Here is a 17,239-nt window from a genome sequence, read left to right as displayed (position 1 = left end):
TCCGGGCCGCGCGCGCCGCCCGGGAGGCGACGGGTTCTGCGACCGGGGCCGGCGGCCCCCCGCGGGCGGGTCAGCGACGGAGCCGGGGAACCGCCGATCGGCGCGGGAGGGGCTCGCTCGACGCGGCGCCGGCGCACTCGGTGTCCGTCGCCGGCAGGGTGCCGTCGACCAGGTAGGCGGTGCCTCGCTCGTCGACGCATCCGCCGTCGACGAGGTAGTGCCCGTGGTTGCCGTTGTCGCGCACGGTCAGCAGTCGCGAGGAGGGCAGCGCGGCGTGCATGCGCAGGGCCCCGTCGTAGGGCGTCGCCGGGTCGCCGACGGACTGGATCAGCAGTACGCCGGGCAGCCCGGCACCGTCGATCCGGGTCGGCGGCGCGGTGTTGCTCTGCAGGTACAGGCACGCGCCGGGGGAGGCGATGGCCGCGCCCAGCGCGCCGTGCCGGGCCCGGAGCAGGGCCATGTCGCGCTCGAACACCGACTCGTCGGCCGGGGCGGGCGCGTCCGCACAGGTGACGGTCTGCATCACCGACTCGAAGTTGACCTCGTCCTCGGTCGCCGGCTTGCGCCCGGCGATCAACGCGGCCGGATCTCCCGACGCGTAGTCCGCGAGCGCGTTGGACATGCTCGCCCAGTCCCGGTCGGTGTACAGCTTGCCGAGCGTGTACTGGTCGAGTTCGACGCCGCCGAACATGCCGGCCGCCGGGCGCGCGGCGAGTTCGGTGCGCAGTCGCTCCCAGGTCGCCAGCACGGCCGGCGGGGTCGAACCCAGGTGGAAGCGGTCGGCCCGTTCGGCGGTCCACGCGGCCCACTCGCGCCGGCGCGCGTCGAATCCGGCGGCCTGGAGGAAACCGGTCTCGTACCAGACCCGGGTCGGGTCGACCAGGCTGTCCAGGAGCATCCGGTGCACCCGGTTCGGGAAGAGCTGCCCGTAGACCGCGCCCAGGTAGCTGCCGTACGAATAGCCCAGGATCGAGAGCCGGGCCGCGCCGAACGCGGCCCGGACCAGGTCGAGGTCGCGCGCGATGTCCCGGGTGCTCAGGTGTGGCAGGAGGTCCGCGGCGGACGCGCGGCAGCCGTCGGCGAACGCCCGGGCGGCGGCCAGGTGCGCCGCCCGGCCGGCGGGCATCGCCGGGTCGGGCTTGGGCCCGCGGCCGAACGTCGCCGGGTCGGTGCACCTCACCCGGGTGCTCGTGCCGCGCCCGCGCAGATCGAAGCCGATCAGGTCGTAGGCCCGGCGTACCCGTTCGGGCAGGCCGCCGGCCAGTGCCGCCATCGAGCCGACGGCGGCGGCGCCCGGACCGCCGAAGTTGACCATCAGGATGCCCTGGTACTCGGCCGCGGTCCCGGTCGCCGCGACCTTGGAGACGCCGACCCGGATCCGCGGGCCCGCCGGGCGGGCGTGGTCCAGCGGCACGCCGATGTCGCCGCAGCGCTCCCCCGGCGCGGTGCCCGACGGGCAGTCGCCCCACACGATCGGCTCGGTCTGTGCCCGGGCGGGCGCGGCGGCGGTCAGCACGGCGGCGGTCAGCGCGCCGGCCAGCAGGACGCGGACGGCGCGGGTCACGATTCCTCGCAGGTGGTGTCGCGGCCCGCGGGGAGCGTGCCGTCGGTCAGATAGGCCGCGGCGGCCCGCAGGACACAGTCGTTGGGCTGGAACGCGAGGATTCCGTGGTCGCCCTCGCCGAGCACGGTGATCAGATGCGAGGACGGCAGCGCGTGGTGCAGCGCGCCCGCCCCGGCGGGTGGGGTGGCCGGATCCCGGGTGCCCTGGATCAGCAGCACCGGCGGCAGGCCACGGCCGTCGATCGTGGGCGGCGTGCGCGGGGGCACCGGCCAGAACGCGCAGGGCGCGTTCAGCCACGTGTTGGACCAGGTCACCAGCGGCGCGACCCGATCCACGGCGCGGGCGTCGCGGTCCCAGACCGACCAGTCGCGCGGCCACGGGCCGTCGTGGCATTCGACGGCGGTGTAGATCGCGGTGCCGTTGGCGTCCTGCGCGGTGGGCGGGCTGTACAGCGCGGCCAGCGGCGCCGGGTCGCCCGCGTCGTGGGCGCGCAACGCCCGGGCGAACCCGGGCCAGGTCTGCGAGCCGTACAGGATCCGGGTGGCGATGTCGCGCAGCTCCGCGGGGCCGACGGTGCCGCCGGCGGGCTCGGCCCGGACGCGGGCGAGCACGCGGGCGAACACGTCGTCCAGGTCGGCGCCCTCGGCCGCGACGAAGTCCCGCCAGCGGCCCTGGAAGGCGACGTCCTGCCGCAGGTTGGCGCCGTACCAGATCTGGTCCGGGCGCGGGTCGACGACGCTGTCCAGGATCATCCGGTCGACCCGCTCGGGGAACGACTGCCCGTAGACCGCGCCGAGATAGGTGCCGTACGACCAGCCGATGAAGGAGATCCGGGGTTCGCCCAGCGCGGCGCGGACCAGGTCGAGGTCGCGCGCGTTCTCCGATGTGCCCAGGTGCGGCAGCAGGTCGCCGGCCCGCTCGGCGCAACCTCGCGCGTAGTCGCGGGCCCGCTGGACCAGGCGCTGTTCGTCCTGCGCCGTGACGGGCACCGGATCCGGCTTCGGCGCCCGGTCGAAGCTCGGGTCGACGCACGAGATGGGGTCGCTGTGGTGGTTGCCGCGCGGGTCGACACCGACGATGTCGTAGCTCTGCCGCACCCGTTCCGGCAACGCGTGTCCCACCAGATCGGCCAGCCACATGCCGCCGCCGCCCGGGCCCCCGGGGTTGACCACGATCGTGCCGAGCCGGGGCTTGCCGCCCAGGGCCCGCGCCATCGAGACGCCCAGCGTGGTGGTGGGCCCGTCGGGGCGGGCGTGGTCGACCGGGACGGCCAGCGTCCCGCAGCGCAGTCCGGGTGCAGCCACATCGGCCGGGCATTCGCCCCAGGCGATGCCGGGCGACACCCGGGCCGGTGCTCGCCCGCCCGGGTCGGGACCGCCGACGGGGCCCGCCGCGGTGCCCACGATCATGCCGGCGACGGCCAGTGCGGCCACGATGACGCGTCCCACGCGCGACGCCCCTCCCCCGGGGGCGATGCCCCGATCATGTATCTCGATGATCGGGGTCGGTTACCGGGGGTAGGGGCGCATCAACGATATGTCACTCGGGTGGGCGAGTGGATTGATCCGGTCGGGCTGCGATCGTCGCCCCGCCCGCGTCGGGCCGAAGCCGGTGCCGGAGGCGCCGTCGGGCCGGTATCGGGCCGGAAGCGAGGCCGCCCCGGGATCGGCCGCGCGCCGGCCCCGGGGTGGGACCGGCTCAGGCGATGTCGACGATCGGGTCGCCGCTGATCACGCCGTCCGCCTGCATCTGCTCGGCGAGCTTGAGCGCCTCCTCGATCAGGGTCTCGACGATCTTCGACTCGGGCACGGTCTTGATCACCTCGCCCTTGACGAAGATCTGGCCCTTGCCGTTGCCGGACGCCACTCCCAGGTCCGCCTCGCGGGCCTCGCCGGGCCCGTTGACGACGCAGCCCATGACGGCCACCCGCAGCGGCACCTTGAGCCCGTCCAGGCCCGCGGTGACCTGCTCGGCGAGCTTGTACACGTCGACCTGGGCGCGGCCGCAGGACGGGCAGGAGACGATCTCCAGGCCGCGCTGCCGCAGGCCGAGCGACTCCAGGATCTGGTTGCCGACCTTGATCTCCTCGACCGGCGGAGCGGAGAGGGAGACCCGGATGGTGTCGCCGATGCCCTGCGCGAGCAGGGCGCCGAACGCCACCGAGGACTTGATCGTGCCCTGGAACGCGGGACCGGCCTCGGTGACGCCCAGGTGCAGCGGATAGTCGCAACGCTCGGCGAGCAGCCGGTAGGCCTCGATCATCACGACCGGGTCGTTGTGCTTGACCGAGATCTTGATGTCCCGGAAGTCGTGCTCCTCGAACAGCGAGCACTCCCACAGCGCGGACTCCACCAGCGCCTCGGGGGTGGCCTTGCCGTGCTTGGCCAGCAGCCGCTTGTCCAGCGACCCGGCGTTGACGCCGATCCGGATCGGGGTGCCGGCGGCGGAGGCGGCCTTGGCGATCTCGGCGATCTTGTCGTCGAACTGCTTGATGTTGCCCGGGTTCACCCGTACCGCGGCGCAGCCCGCGTCGATCGCGGCGAAGACGTACTTCGGCTGGAAGTGGATGTCCGCGATCACCGGGATCTGCGACTTGCGGGCGATCGCGGGCAACGCGTCGGCGTCGTCCTGCGAGGGCACGGCGACCCGGACGATCTGGCAGCCGGACGCGGTCAGCTCGGCGATCTGCTGAAGCGTGGCGTTGACGTCGGAGGTCAGGGTGGTGGTCATGGACTGCACCGACACCGGGGCGTCTCCGCCGACGGCCACGTTGCCGACCATGATCTGCCGTGACTTGCGGCGCGGCGTGAGGGGCCGGGCAGGTACGGACGGCATTCCGAGCTGGATCGCGGTCATCTTCGCTTTAGTCCCGTGGGTCGGCGCGGTAGGTCGGACTCAACGCTACGCCACCACACACCGGTGCGGCCGCGCCCGTGCCCCCATGCCGACCCACCTGTTGCCTGATCGACACAAGGGGGGCCGGCGGGGCGTCTTGTCGGGGTGCTCTCCCGAGCGCCGGGCCCTGTCCGGCGGACAGGGCCTAGGTCACCTTCACCGGGTTGATCAGGTCGGCGATCAACACCAGCACGGTGAAGGCGATGAAGATCGAGGCCACGACGTAGGCGACCGGCATCAGCCTGGCCACGTCGAACGGGCCCGGGTCCGGCCGCTTGCGCAGGCTCGCGATCCGGCGACGGATCGACTCCCACCAGGCGCCGACCACGTGACCGCCGTCGAGCGGGAGCAGCGGCAGCATGTTGAACAGGAACAGCGACACGTTGAAGCCCGCGATGATGAAGATCATCAGGCCGACCCGCTGGGACGCGGGCACGTCCAGCGCGGCCACCTCGCCGCCGACCCGGGCCGCGCCGACCACGCCGACCGGGGAGTCCTGGTCGCGTTCGTCGCCCTGGAAGGCCGCGCCCCACAGCGCGGGCACCTTCTGCGGGATGCGCAGCAGGCCGTGGAACGCGCTCTTGACCAGGTCGCCCGTGTACTCGACGGACTCGGCGGCGCTCTGGCGCTGGATCCCCCGCGCCGGACTGATGCCCAGGAAGCCGGTGGTGACGTATTGATCGGCGACCGGGCGTCCTTCGCCGTCGAGCTTGATCATCTTGTTCTGTTCGAGCACCGGCTTGAGGGTGACGAGTTCGCCCTTGCGGTCGACCACGAGGGTGACCTCGCCGGACGACTTGCGGATCAGGCCCTGGAGCTTGTCGTAGTCGCCGATCTTCTCACCGTTGAACGACACGATGCGGTCGCCCGGCAGCAGGCCGGCCGCCTTGCCGGGGGCCGCCTTGGCGCCCTCGGGGCACTTGTCGGTCTTCGCGTCGGCACTGACCACGCACTCCGAGACGGTGCTCACCGTCGAGGTGGTCTCGGGGATCCCGAAGCCCATCAGGTACACCGCGAGCAGCCCGATGGCCAGGATCAGGTTCATGAACGGCCCGGCCAGCATGATGATCGTGCGCTGCCACGGCTTGCGCTGGTAGAACATCCGGTCCTCGTCGCCGGGACCGACCTCCTCGTAGGACGCCTCGCGGGCCTCCTCGATCATGCTGCGCCACGGTGAGGTGCTGCGGGCCTGCACCTTGCCCGACGCGTCGGGCGGGAACATGCCGATCAGCCGGCAGTAGCCGCCCGCCGGGATCGCCTTGAGGCCGTACTCGGTCTCACCGATCTTCCTCGACCACAGCGTCTTGCCGAAGCCGACCATGTACTGCGGCACCCGCACACCGAACATCTTGCCGGTGACCAGGTGGCCCGCCTCGTGCCAGGCGATGGAGAACAGCAGGCCCACGACAAAGACGACGATGCCGAGGATCGTCATGAACAGGGTCAACGGGGTTCTCCTCCGTGGGCGATGATCTCGCGTGCCCGTCGGCGCGCCCAGTCCTCCGCGTCGAGGACGTCATCCAGTGTCAACCGGTTGCCGTCCCCACGTACATCATGCTCGCTCACGACACGGGCGACCGTGTCGGTGATGCCGTTGAACCCCAGTCGTCCCGCGATGAACGCGTCCACGCACTCCTCGTTGGCCGCGTTGAACACGGCCGGCGCGGTGCCGCCGGCGCGCCCCGCGGCGCACGCCAGCTCGACCGCCGGGAACGCCTCGTTGTCGAGCGGGAAGAACTCCCACGTGGCCGCCTTGGTCCAATCGCAGCCGGCCGCCACGTTCGGCACCCGGTCCGGCCAGGACAGGCCGAGCGCGATCGGCAGCCGCATATCCGGCGGCGACGCCTGGGCCAGGGTCGAGCCGTCCACGAACTCGACCATCGAGTGCACGATCGACTGCGGGTGCACGACGACGTCGATCCGGTCGAACGGGATGTCGTAGAGCAGGTGCGCCTCGATCACCTCCAAGCCCTTGTTGACCAGGGTCGCCGAGTTGATCGTGATCACCGGGCCCATGTCCCAGGTGGGGTGGGCGGCGGCCTCCTCGGGCGTGACGTCGACCAGGTCGGCGCGGCTGCGACCGCGGAACGGGCCGCCGCTGGCGGTCACCACGAGCCGCTTGACCTGGTCGGCCCGACCGCCGCGGAGCGCTTGGATCAGCGCCGAGTGTTCGGAGTCGACCGGGACGATCTGGCCGGGCTTGGCGATCGCCTTCACCAGCGGGCCGCCGACGATCAGCGACTCCTTGTTGGCCAGCGCGAGGGTGCGGCCTGCGGTCAGCGCGGCGAGCGTGGGGGCCAGGCCGATCGAACCGGTGATCCCGTTGAGGACGACGTCGCACGGATGCGCGGCCAGTTCGGTCGCGGCGGTGGGGCCGGCCAGGATGCGCGGCAGCTTGTACTCGCCCTTGGCGTAGCCGCGCCGCTGGGCCTCGGCGTAGAAGGCCAGTTGCAGGTCCTGGGCGGCGGACGCCTTGGCCACCGCGACCACCTCGACCGCCAGTTCGAGCGCCTGTCGTGCCAGTTCCTCGACCCGGCCGCCGCCGGCGGACAGGCCCACGATCCGGAACAGGTCGGGGTGGGCGCGCACCACGTCGATGGTCTGGGTCCCGATCGACCCGGTGGAGCCGAGCAGGACGATGTCCCGCCGGGTGGTCGACTGGTCGCGGGCGGCGAAGGGCACGTACGGATCGGCCAGGGAGTCCATCCGACCATTGTGGCCCGCGCCGGTGCGGCGCCGAGCGCAGGTCGGCGGTTTGTTGGCGGTGGGCGACGGGGACCGCGCGTGTCGAAGGGCGCGGCCGGCGGGGTGCGCCCGCCGGCCGCGAGCGGCTCAGCCGACCGGTCGGTGCACGTTGTCCACTTTGGCCGGACCGGGTGTCGCGTCGGCGATCCACGGGCCTTCGGTGGACGGGTCGAGCACGCCCTCCTCCAGCCACAGGTGCCGACCCGCCAGCACGCCCTCGACCGCCTTGACGTCCAGCTCGTCGGTATTCGTCCACAACCGGCCGAACAGCTCGTCCACCCGGATCTGCGCCTGCCGGCAGAACAGGTCGGCGAGTTCGTACGCGGCCCGGCCCTGCTCGAGGTCGCGCCGGCGCAGCATGTCGGCCCGCACGCACACCGCGCTCATCGCGAACAGTTCGGCGCCGATGTCGACGATGCGACCGAGGAAGCCCTGTTTGCGCTCCATCGCGCCCTGCCAGCGGGCCATGCCGTAGAAGGTGGAGCGGGCCAGCCGGCGCGAGGCGCGCTCGACGAAGCGCAGGTGCGCGGCCAGGCTCGGCGCCCCGGCCCGGGCGAACTCGCGGTAGGACGTGGGCACCTGCCCCTTGCCGGTGACCAGTTTGGGCAGCCACTTCGCGTAGAAGACGCCCGCGTCGGCGGCGGCCTTGCCCTTGGCCTTCAGATCCGCGTCGGGGTCGATGATGTCGCCGGCCACCGCCAGGTGGGCGTCCACCGCCTCGCGCGCGATCAGCAGGTGCATGATCTCGGTCGAGCCCTCGAAGATGCGGTTGATCCGCATGTCGCGCAACATCTGCTCCGCGGGTACGCCGCGTTCGCCCCGGGCCCGCAGCGAGGCGGCGGTCTCGTAGCCGCGGCCGCCCCTGATCTGCACGAGTTCGTCGCTGACCGTCCAACCCACCTCGGACGCGTACAACTTCGCCAGCGCCGCCTCGATCCGGATGTCGCGGCGGTCCTCGTCGGCCATCCTGGCGGTCAGTTCCAGCACCGCCTCCAGCGCGAAGGCGCTCGCCGCGATGTAGGCGATCTTGCCCGCGACCGCCTCGTGTCCGGCGATCGGCCGACCCCACTGCTCGCGCTCGCCCGCCCACTCGCGGGCCACCTTCAGCGACCACTTGGCCGCGCCGGCGCACATCGCGGGCAGCGAGAGCCGGCCGGTGTTGAGCGTGGTGAGCGCGATCTTCAGGCCCGCGCCCTCGGCCCCGATCCGGTTCGCCGCGGGCACCCGGACGTTGTGGAAGCGGGTCACGCCGTTCTCGATGCCGCGCAGGCCCATGAAGGAGTTGCGGTTCTCCACGGTGATGCCGGGGCTGTCCGCGTCCACGACGAAGGCGGTGATCCCGCCGCGCCGGCCCTCGGCCTTGGGCACCCGGGCCATCACCACGAGCAGCCCGGCGACCACGCCGTTGGTGGTCCACAACTTCACGCCGTCCAGGACGTACGCCTCGCCGTCCTCGGTGGGCACCGCGGAGGTGGCCAGCCGGGCCGGGTCCGAGCCGACGTCGGGTTCGGTGAGCAGGAACGCGCTGACCTCGCGCACACAGCGCGGCAGGAACTCGCGCTTCTGCTCGTCGGTGCCGAACATCTTGACCGGCTGCGGCACACCGATCGACTGGTGCGCGGACAGCAGCGCGCCGAGCGCGGCGTTGACCGAGCCGACCAGGACCAGGGCCTTGTTGTAGTAGAGCTGACTCAGACCCAGGCCGCCGTACTCGGTGTCGATCTTCATGCCCAGCGCGCCGATCTCGGCCAGGCCCTTGATCACCTCGTCCGGGATCCGCGCGTCGCGTTCGATCACGGTGGGATCCACCCGGGTGATGAGGAACTCGCGGAGCACCGCGAGGAAGTCCTCCCCCCGACGGATCTCCTCGGCGTCCGCCTCGGGATGCGGGTGGACGAGGTCGAGCCGAAAGCGTCCGAGGAACAGCTCCTTGGCGAAACTGGGCTTGTCCCAGTCCTGTTGCCGTGCTTCCTCGGCGACCTTACGGGCTTCGCGTTCGCTGACAGGGGGCATGGCGGACTCCTCGCGGACTCGCAGCGGACCGACGTTGTTACCGATCGGTGTTACCTGCCCGTGCACGTCCACTGAATGCCGCGTGACGCCCATTTGTCCAGAGGAGGCGCTCCGCGAGTGTGCGGCCTTGCTCCGGACGGGCGTGCCCTTGCTCCGGACGGGCGGGCGCGCGCCGCTGCCCGCCGGACATGCGCTGCCTGCCCGCGGACATGCGCTGCCTGCCCGCGGACATGCGAAAGGGCCCGGCGACACCACCCCAGGCGGCCGGGCCCTTCGTTCGGGGGTGCCTACAGGTCCAGGCCCGTGAGCACCATGACGCGCTCGTACGTGAAGTCGGTCATCGCGTACGTGACGCCCTCGCGGCCGACACCGGAGTTCTTGGCGCCGCCGTAGGGCATCTGGTCGGCGCGGTAGGAAGGGGCGTCGCCGATGATGACGCCGCCCACCTCCAGCTCGCGCTGGGCCCGGAAGGCGGTCTGGATGTCGTGCGTGAACACGCCCGCCTGAAGGCCGAACTCGGAGTCGTTGACCGCGGCGAACGCGGCGTCGGTGCCGTCCACCCGGGTCAGCGTGAGCACCGGGCCGAAGACCTCCTCGCAGGCGATGGTGACGCCGGCCGGGACTTCGCTGAGCACCGTCGGCGCGTAGGAGGCACCGTCGCGGGTACCGCCGGTGAGCACCTTGGCTCCCGCCTGCACGGCCTCGTCCACCCACGCCTGGACCCGCTCGGCGGCGGCGACGCTGACCAGCGGGCCGACGTCGACCGTGTCGTCCTCGGGGTCGCCGGTGACCTGCGCGGCCACCTTCGCCACGATCTTCTCCACCAGGCGGTCGTAGACGCTCACGTCCGCGATCACCCGCTGCACCGAGATGCAGGACTGGCCGCCCTGGTAGTTGGAGAAGGTCGCGATCCGCTGCGCGGCCCACTCCAGGTCGGCCTCGGAGGACCAGTCGGCGAGCACGACGGCGGCGGCGTTGCCACCCAGCTCCAGGGTGACGTGCTTGCGCGGCACCGAGTCCATGATGCTCCAGCCCACCGGGCCCGAGCCGGTGAACGAGATGACCGGCAGCCGCTCGTCCTCGACCAGCGCCGGCATCCGGTCGTTGGGCACCGGCAGCACGCTCCAGGCACCCGCCGGCAGGTCGGTCTCGGCCAGGATCTCGCCGAGCACCAGCGCGGACAGCGGGGTGGCCGGGGCCGGCTTGAGGATGATCGGCGCGCCCACCGCGATCGCCGGGGCGACCTTGTGCGCGACCAGGTTCAGCGGGAAGTTGAACGGCGCGATGCCCAGCACCACGCCCTTGGGGATCCGGCGGACCAGCGCGTAGCGGCCGGTGCCGCCCGCGTCGGTGTCCAGCCGCATGCCCTCGCCGTTGAACCGGCGGGCCTCCTCGGCGGCCCAGCGGAAGACCGACACCGCGCGGCCGACCTCGCCGCGCGCCCACTTGATCGGCTTGCCGTTCTCGGCGGTGATCAGCCGGGCGATCTCCTCGGTGCGCTCACCGAGCCGCTTGGCGACGTGGTCCAGGGCCGCGGCCCGGCGGAACGCGGGCAGCGCGGCGAACTCGTGCGCGACCGCGTGCGCGGCGGCGACGGCCTCCTCGATCTGCGCGTCGGTGGGCTCGGAGACCCGGCCGACGATCCGGCCGTCGTACGAGTTCGTGACGTCGAAGGCCGTCTCGCCGGCGGCCTGTCGGCCCGCCAGCCAGAACGCGTGGGTGGTGGTCACTGCTGCTCCTTCTCCGTCAACGGGCGCCGATGATCCCGGTGACTCAACGGTAGGCCGATCGCCCGCCCGCGCATTTGTCCATACCGGCCAATTGTGCTCCGCCGCCACTACGACTTGTCGTCGCGGACCTCGCTCGGATCACGCAGCGCGAACCACAGCTCGGCGCGGGTGTCCGGATCGTCCAGGGTACGGCCGAGGATCTCCTCGGCCCGGCGGATGCGATAGCGCAGCGTGTGCCGGTGCACCCCCAGGTCGCCGGCCGCGGCGTCCCACTGCCCGTGTCGGGCCAGCCACGCGCGCAGCGAGCCGATCAGGTCGCCCCGGCCGCCCACGTCGTGCGCGCGCAGCGGCGCGAGCAGTTGTTCGGCCCACGCGTGCACCGCGGCCCCGTCCAGCAGTGGCAGCAGCCCGCCCGCGTCCCGGCCGTGCACGGTCAGCGTCCGCTCCGAGCGCAGGCCCACCGCGTGCGCGCCGAGCGCCTGCCGGTAGCCGTCGGCCGCGGCTGCCGGCTCGACCGGACCGGACACACCCGCGATCAGACCGGGCAGGTCGCTCGGCTCGACCGGCTCGACCGCTTCCGGCAGTACCAGTACGGTCGCGCCGCCCAAGTCCCCGGTGAGCGCGGGTGTCCCGGCCCGGACCGCCCGCGCGCACAGACGCTCGGTGAACGCCGCCACGACCGGCTCGGGCCCGGTGGCCACCACGACCCGCCACGGCCCGGGCGGCAGGTCGGTCGCGATGTCGTGCGCCAACTCGGCCGGCGTCGCCCGCTCTCCGGTGAGCAACATCCGCAGCAGCGCGGTACGCATCCGGGCGCCCGCGTCGGCGCTGACCCGGGACTGTTCCAGGGCCAACGTGAGCAGCGAGGCCGCGGTGCCCAGTGTCTGCCGGTCGGCCGTGCGCGGCGGGCGGGCGGTGCCCACCGCCAGGAAGCCGCTGATCCGCCGCTCGGCGCCCAGCGACTGGACCACCACCCGCTCGTCGCCCTCGACACCCGGCAACGACGCGGAGGACGGCGCGGGCATCCCGCGCAGCTTCTCGATGTCGGCGCGCAGCGCGTCGGTGCGCGTGCGGGCCGCCGTCGGCGCGACCTGGCGCAGCGTGCCGTCCGCGTCGTACAGCGCGGCCCAGCCGTCCAGCCGGGCCGCGAGCCGGCGGATCAGCGTCGCGGCGCCCTCGCGCCCGGCGGCCGCCCGGGTCAGCTCCTGCTGGACCGCGAAGCCGGTGGTGACGGTCTCGTACTGCTCGGCGGCCAACGCCGACGAGACCACCTTGCTGATCGCGATGAACGGGGTGGGGCGCGGCACCTCGAACACCGGGAAGCCGTGCGCCTCGGCGGCCTCGACGATCACCGCGGGCACCCGGTCCAGGGACAGACCCACCCCGATGCCGAGTCCGGCCACCTCGGCGGCGGCGAGCCGCTCGACGTAGGCGCGACGCTCGGCGTTGCTGCGGCCGAGCTTCATCCCCGTGGTGAGCAGCAGTTCGCCGCCCTCCAGATAGGGCGTGGGATCGGCGAGTTCGCTCGTGTGCACCCACCGCACCTCGCGCTCGAGCCCGCCCTTGCCCGCGAGCACCCGCAGGTCGAGGGCGGGTGCGCGGACCAGGGACGCGAGGGTGGGCGGCATGTCGGCGTTGTCCAGACTGGAGTGGGAGAGGCCTCCAGTGTGACTCAGCGGCTGAGATCGATCAGCACGGGAGGGGTTCGCTCGCCCTTTCGGGTGGTCAGGCTGACGATCGCGTGCCGCGTGGGCAGATCGCCGGCGATCTCGGACGGGGACCAGCGATAGCGCTCGACGGTGCGGGTGGTCACCCGCTCGGACCGGCCGCTGGCCTTCTCGCCGAACAGCGTGCCCAGCACCGAGTAGCGGATCCGCTTGGCCAGGCCGCCTTCGGGCGTGCCCATGGTGATCGACTTCTCCTGCTCCTTGGTCATCCCCCAGTGCTCGGCGAACAGTTCGGCGTCGGCGCGGGACGCGCCCGGTACCACCGCCTTGCAGCCGGCCGCGGCGAACACGGTGTGCCGCAGCGCGGGCGTGAGGTCGTCGAGCGAGCGGACCGACAGGACCAGGCCGGCCCGGCGGTTGCGGGCCCATTGCAGGCCCTTCGCGGCGTACTCGTCCACCAGGCGCCCGGCGTCGTCGGCTACCAGGCACGCGAACACCTTGCGCGGCCCGCGCTCGCGCCGGGGCGTGGCCATCGCCTGGACGAACTGGGACAACACCAGTCGGCCGATCAGCCTGGCCGCCTCGGGGTGCGCGGCCTCGTTCAGCCCGATCCGTACCCGCAGCGGCCGGTCGATGTCGCCGGCTGCGAACCGCTCCCGGTCGGGCCGGAACAGCTCGGCGACACCGGGCCGTTCCAGCACCGCCAGGCGCTGCACCAGCATCCGCGCGTCGTCGTCACCGCGGGCCATCGCGCGCAGCGCCCGTTCGTGCTCGGCGTAGCGGTCGGCGGCCCGCAGCGCGCGCTCCAGCGCGGCGAGCGCGGCCTCGGCGCCGTCCAGCAGGTCGAGCAGCGTGCCGACCTCGGGATAGCGGCCGTGCCCGGCCACGTACGCGCCGAGCACCTGACGCAGCGCGTTGCTCGCGCCCTCGGCGAGCTCGATCGCGTTCGGCGGCAGCGCGGCGGCGGCGAGCCGGTCGGCGGCGTCCTCGGGCGAGGCCGCGCCGCCGTACAGGTCCAGGCCCGAGGGCGAGTCCGGGTCGCCGACGATCACCTCGCGGTCGTAGCCGCCGCGGGGGCGTTCGCACTCGTCGCCCTTGGCGTCGATCACCACCAGCGACGCGGTGCCGGTCAGCGCGCGCAGGCTCATCGCCTCCACGACCGGCTCCAGCAGTCGGCCCGACTCGCCGGCCCCGGCCGCGCCGACCACGAGCATCGAGGCGCCGAGCACGTCCAGGTCCAGCGCGAACGCGGTGTCCCGGTACAGCGCCGGATTCCGCGGGTGGTCGGTGCCCATGCCGACCCGCACCTGTCCGGCCAGCAGATCGTGTTCGGCCCGCCTGGGTCGCACGTCGCGCTGCCCGGAGCCGTGCCGACAGGCCGCGGCGCCGTGGTCGTGGATCTCGTCGGCCACGTCGGCGAGGTATTCGGGGTCGAGCTCACCGGCCCCGATCACCCGGCGCAGGCGCAGGTAGTCCACGTCCCGCAGCCGGCCCGCCGCCACCTCGTGGTCGAGCACATCGGCCGCCTCGTGTTGCCCCGCGTCGCGCAGCTCGGGCCACAACTCGGCGTCCGCGACCGGCGCTTCCTCGTTCGGGTGCGCGGCGTGCACGGCGGGCGTGCGCGCGTACGGCCCGACCACCACCTTCCAGCGCCCGAGCACCGCGGCCGCGTACAGGAAGCCGCCGTTGTAGAGGAGTCGCACCAGCCACTGCCCGTCGTGCAGCAGCCCGCGCGGGAAGATCAGCAACAACAGCGCGACGAACGGCCGCATCAGCACGATCCACGCGACGAAGCCCAGGACCAGGAACAACGCGGCCCGCCGCCACTGTTCGGGGCGCGGGCGCCCGTTCAGCTCGGCGCGCCGGTCCAGCCGCTGCCACCACGGGCGCAGGAACGGCCAGGCGATCTCGTGCCAGCGGCCCAGATAGCCGAAGAGCACGAAGACCAGGACGTAGAGCAGATTGTTGAACAGCAGCGGCCACAGGAAGGTGGGGATGATCTTCCGGACCAGCCACACGTAGGCCATGATCACCCAGTTCAGGCTGAGCACCGCGATCACCAGCCACAACACCGCGCGCCGCACCAGCGCCGCCTCCGGCCGGGTGCGCGCCTCGCGCTCGGCCGCCCGCAGCTTGATCTCCCGCTCGTCCCGGCCGTATCCGTACACGCCCGGGGCCTCGCGGTGGCGCGGACCGCGCAGCCACCCGCGCAGGTCGAAGCCGTCGGGATCCACGTCGCGATCCGCCGCCGCCGGCGCGGGCACCCGCGCCCCGGCGGTCCGCGCACGGCGGGTCGGCGGTGTGCTCCGGCGTGCCGGGTCGACCTCGAAGGCCGCGGCCTCGAAGGCCTCCGCCTCGACAGCCGGCGACGCCGGGGAATCCGGCCGTTCCACGTCCACGTCCAGCCCTCCCGGAACCACGTCCTGAACCGGTACTCAATCTAGGCGCCACACCCGCTGTCGTGATGATCATTCCGGCGCGAGTCCGCGTTGCGTTCCGAAGTTGTTCTGCCCGATCGGCATTTGTCCATCCCGGACACAAGCAACCGGGTGATTAACCGATGCGGCGCATGCGGCGAACGCGACTCGGCGCCTAGCCTGCCGATAGGACCGCGGTGCCACCGTGAACCCCCGCCTCGACCCACAGGAGACCAGCATGGGCGCTTCGCAGCCCGGCGGGCCCTCGCTCCCGCAGGAGCGCCGGCTCGTCACCGCCATCCCCGGCCCGAAGTCGACCGAGCTGATGACGCGCCGCAACCAGGCGGTGGCGCGCGGCGTCAGCACCACCCTGCCGGTCTTCGTGACCCAGGCGGGCGGCGGCGTGGTCGTCGACGTGGACGGCAACTCCCTGATCGACTTCGGCTCCGGCATCGCGGTCACCAGCGTCGGCAACTCGGCCGAGGGTGTGGTGCGTCGCGCGTCCGAGCAGCTCCAGCGCTTCACCCACACGTGCTTCATGGTGACCCCGTACGAGTCGTACGTCGCCGTGGCCGAGCAGCTCAACGAGCTGACCCCGGGCGACCACGACAAGCGCACCGCGTTGTTCAACTCGGGCGCCGAGGCGGTGGAGAACGCGGTCAAGATCGCGCGTGCGCACACCAAGCGCCCCGCGGTGGTCGTGTTCGACCACGGCTACCACGGTCGCACCAACCTGACCATGGCGCTGACCGCGAAGAACATGCCGTACAAGGAGTCGTTCGGCCCGTTCGCCCCCGAGGTCTACCGGGTCCCGGTCGCCTACCCCTACCGCTGGCTGACCGGCGCGGAGAACTGCGCCGAGGAGGCCGCCGCGCAGGCGATCGACGTGATCACCAAGCAGATCGGCGCGCACAACGTCGCCGCCGTGGTGATCGAGCCCATCCTGGGCGAGGGCGGCTTCATCGAGCCGGCCAAGGGCTTCCTGCCCAGGATCGTCGAGTTCTGCAAGGCGAACGGCATCGTGTTCGTGGCGGACGAGATCCAGACCGGCTTCTGTCGTACCGGCCAGTGGTTCGCGTGCGACGACGAGGGCATCGTGCCGGACCTGATCACCACCGCCAAGGGCATCGCCGGCGGCCTCCCGCTGGCCGCCGTGACCGGGCGCGCCGAGATTATGGATTCCGCCCACGCGGGTGGTCTCGGTGGCACGTATGGCGGTAACCCGGTCGCCTGCGCCGCGGCGCTCGGCGCGATCGAGACGATGCGCGGGCTCGACCTCAACGGCGCGGCCCGCCGGATCGGCGAGATCATGCTCGGCCGACTGGGCACGATGGGCGAGAAGTTCGCCGAGATCGGTGAGGTCCGCGGCCGCGGCGCGATGATCGCGATGGAACTGGTCAAGCCCGGCTCCAAGGAGCCGAACGCCGAGCTGGCCGGCGCGGTCGCCAAGGCGTGCCACGCGCAGGGCCTGCTGGTGCTGACCGCCGGCACCTACGGCAACGTACTGCGCTTCCTGCCGCCTCTGGTGATGCCCGAGCACCTGCTCGTCGAGGGCCTGGACGTGCTGGAGGAGGCGTTCGCCGCCTCGGTCTGAGCCGCCCACGACACCACGAAACCGCCGCCCACCGGAACAATCCGGTGGGCGGCGGTTCTTGATGTTCGGCGTCTCGTTCGGCGCCTGCCTCGGCGTCCGGTTTCGGTGCTCGCCTCGGCGTGTTGTCGGGCGCGTTGTTCGAGTGCGTCGTCGAGCGCGGCCACTTCGGCCGGAAATCGACGTTCGAAAGCGGTGCGGGCCGATCAGAGCCGCGGTCGGCGCGGCGCCGGGGCGATCCGCTCAACCATGCTCAGGCCCGGGACGGTGTCCCACCCGCACAGGGCGAGCACGCGCAACATCTGTCGGCTCGCGCCGACCAGGACCATGTGACCACCGCGCCGGGACAACGCCCCGGCCTGGTCGACGAACACCCGCAGGCCCGCGACGTCGATGAAGGCGAGCTTGCTGACGTCCACCCGGACGTCACCGCCGTCACGGGCCGCGGAGGCCAGGACACGGCGCACCACGTCCACATTCGCGAGGTCGATCTCGCCTTCGAGTCGGAGGCCGCGCGGCCGGGGGGGGGGGGGGGGGGGGGGGGGGGGGGGGGGGGGGGGGGAAGGGGGGGGAGGGGGGGGGGGGGGGAGAGACCGGGAGAGGGGCGGGGGTGTTGT

General features: G+C 72.7%; 11 protein-coding genes. 1 reads left to right on the top strand and 10 read right to left on the bottom strand.

Annotated features, from left to right (window positions below; genetic code table 11):
• Positions 1–70: 70 nt before the first annotated feature.
• The 9 genes from ACZ4FV_RS22335 to ACZ4FV_RS22295 form a co-directional block, all read right to left on the bottom strand.
• Positions 71–1,564 carry an alpha/beta hydrolase gene (locus ACZ4FV_RS22335; protein ID WP_465323117.1) on the bottom strand — a complete coding sequence of 498 codons (1,494 nt, stop codon included), beginning with the start codon at positions 1,562–1,564 and terminating at the stop codon, positions 71–73.
• Complete coding sequence (locus tag ACZ4FV_RS22330) at positions 1,561–3,012, bottom strand: alpha/beta hydrolase (RefSeq protein ID WP_395862125.1); 1,452 nt, start codon at positions 3,010–3,012, stop codon at positions 1,561–1,563. Before ACZ4FV_RS22330 ends, ACZ4FV_RS22335 begins: the two co-directional genes overlap by 4 nt.
• Positions 3,013–3,262: 250 nt before the next feature.
• Complete coding sequence (ispG, locus tag ACZ4FV_RS22325) at positions 3,263–4,420, bottom strand: flavodoxin-dependent (E)-4-hydroxy-3-methylbut-2-enyl-diphosphate synthase (RefSeq protein WP_395862123.1); 1,158 nt, start codon at positions 4,418–4,420, stop codon at positions 3,263–3,265.
• A 184-nt stretch (positions 4,421–4,604) separates the two neighbouring features.
• On the bottom strand, positions 4,605–5,906 hold the full coding sequence (locus tag ACZ4FV_RS22320; RefSeq protein ID WP_465323116.1) for a M50 family metallopeptidase: 1,302 nt from the start codon (positions 5,904–5,906) through the stop codon (positions 4,605–4,607).
• Entirely contained in the window at positions 5,903–7,165 is a 1,263-nt protein-coding gene (dxr, locus tag ACZ4FV_RS22315; protein WP_395862120.1) for a 1-deoxy-D-xylulose-5-phosphate reductoisomerase, read from the bottom strand. The genes ACZ4FV_RS22320 and dxr overlap by 4 nt, the downstream gene beginning before the upstream one ends.
• 126 nt (positions 7,166–7,291) lie before the next feature.
• Positions 7,292–9,217, bottom strand: a complete 1,926-nt coding sequence (locus ACZ4FV_RS22310; protein WP_395862118.1) for an acyl-CoA dehydrogenase family protein — start codon at positions 9,215–9,217, stop codon at positions 7,292–7,294.
• A gap of 287 nt (positions 9,218–9,504) precedes the next feature.
• Positions 9,505–10,947, bottom strand: coding sequence for an aldehyde dehydrogenase family protein (locus ACZ4FV_RS22305; RefSeq protein ID WP_465323115.1), 1,443 nt, complete (start codon positions 10,945–10,947; stop codon positions 9,505–9,507).
• A 107-nt stretch (positions 10,948–11,054) separates the two neighbouring features.
• Complete coding sequence (locus ACZ4FV_RS22300; RefSeq protein WP_402231901.1) at positions 11,055–12,575, bottom strand: PucR family transcriptional regulator; 1,521 nt, start codon at positions 12,573–12,575, stop codon at positions 11,055–11,057.
• Between the two features lie 44 nt (positions 12,576–12,619).
• Positions 12,620–15,013, bottom strand: a complete 2,394-nt coding sequence (locus ACZ4FV_RS22295; protein ID WP_465323114.1) for a type IV secretory system conjugative DNA transfer family protein — start codon at positions 15,011–15,013, stop codon at positions 12,620–12,622.
• 256 nt (positions 15,014–15,269) lie between these two features.
• Between ACZ4FV_RS22295 and gabT the strand changes: the two genes are divergently transcribed.
• The gene (gabT, locus tag ACZ4FV_RS22290; protein WP_395862110.1) at positions 15,270–16,625 is read left to right on the top strand and encodes a 4-aminobutyrate--2-oxoglutarate transaminase; all 1,356 of its coding nucleotides are present in this window, start codon (positions 15,270–15,272) and stop codon (positions 16,623–16,625) included.
• Positions 16,626–16,828: 203 nt separating this feature from the next.
• On the opposite strand, the gene ACZ4FV_RS22285 is transcribed toward gabT, so the two are convergent.
• On the bottom strand, positions 16,829–17,239 hold a 411-nt coding region (locus ACZ4FV_RS22285; protein ID WP_465323113.1), incomplete at its 5' end, for an STAS domain-containing protein.

Source organism: Embleya sp. NPDC025285 (assembly GCF_055558835.1).
The sequence above is the reverse complement of the archived record's forward strand: the minus strand, read 5'-3'. Positions and strand labels throughout refer to the sequence as shown.

Coding starts and splice junctions, on each gene's coding strand:
- ispG (WP_395862123.1), bottom strand. CDS start 4,420: ATGACCGCGATCCAGCTCGGAATGCCGTCCGTACCTGCCCGGCCCCTC.
- dxr (WP_395862120.1), bottom strand. CDS start 7,165: ATGGACTCCCTGGCCGATCCGTACGTGCCCTTCGCCGCCCGCGACCAG.
- ACZ4FV_RS22310 (WP_395862118.1), bottom strand. CDS start 9,217: ATGCCCCCTGTCAGCGAACGCGAAGCCCGTAAGGTCGCCGAGGAAGCA.
- ACZ4FV_RS22300 (WP_402231901.1), bottom strand. CDS start 12,575: ATGCCGCCCACCCTCGCGTCCCTGGTCCGCGCACCCGCCCTCGACCTG.
- gabT (WP_395862110.1), top strand. CDS start 15,270: ATGGGCGCTTCGCAGCCCGGCGGGCCCTCGCTCCCGCAGGAGCGCCGG.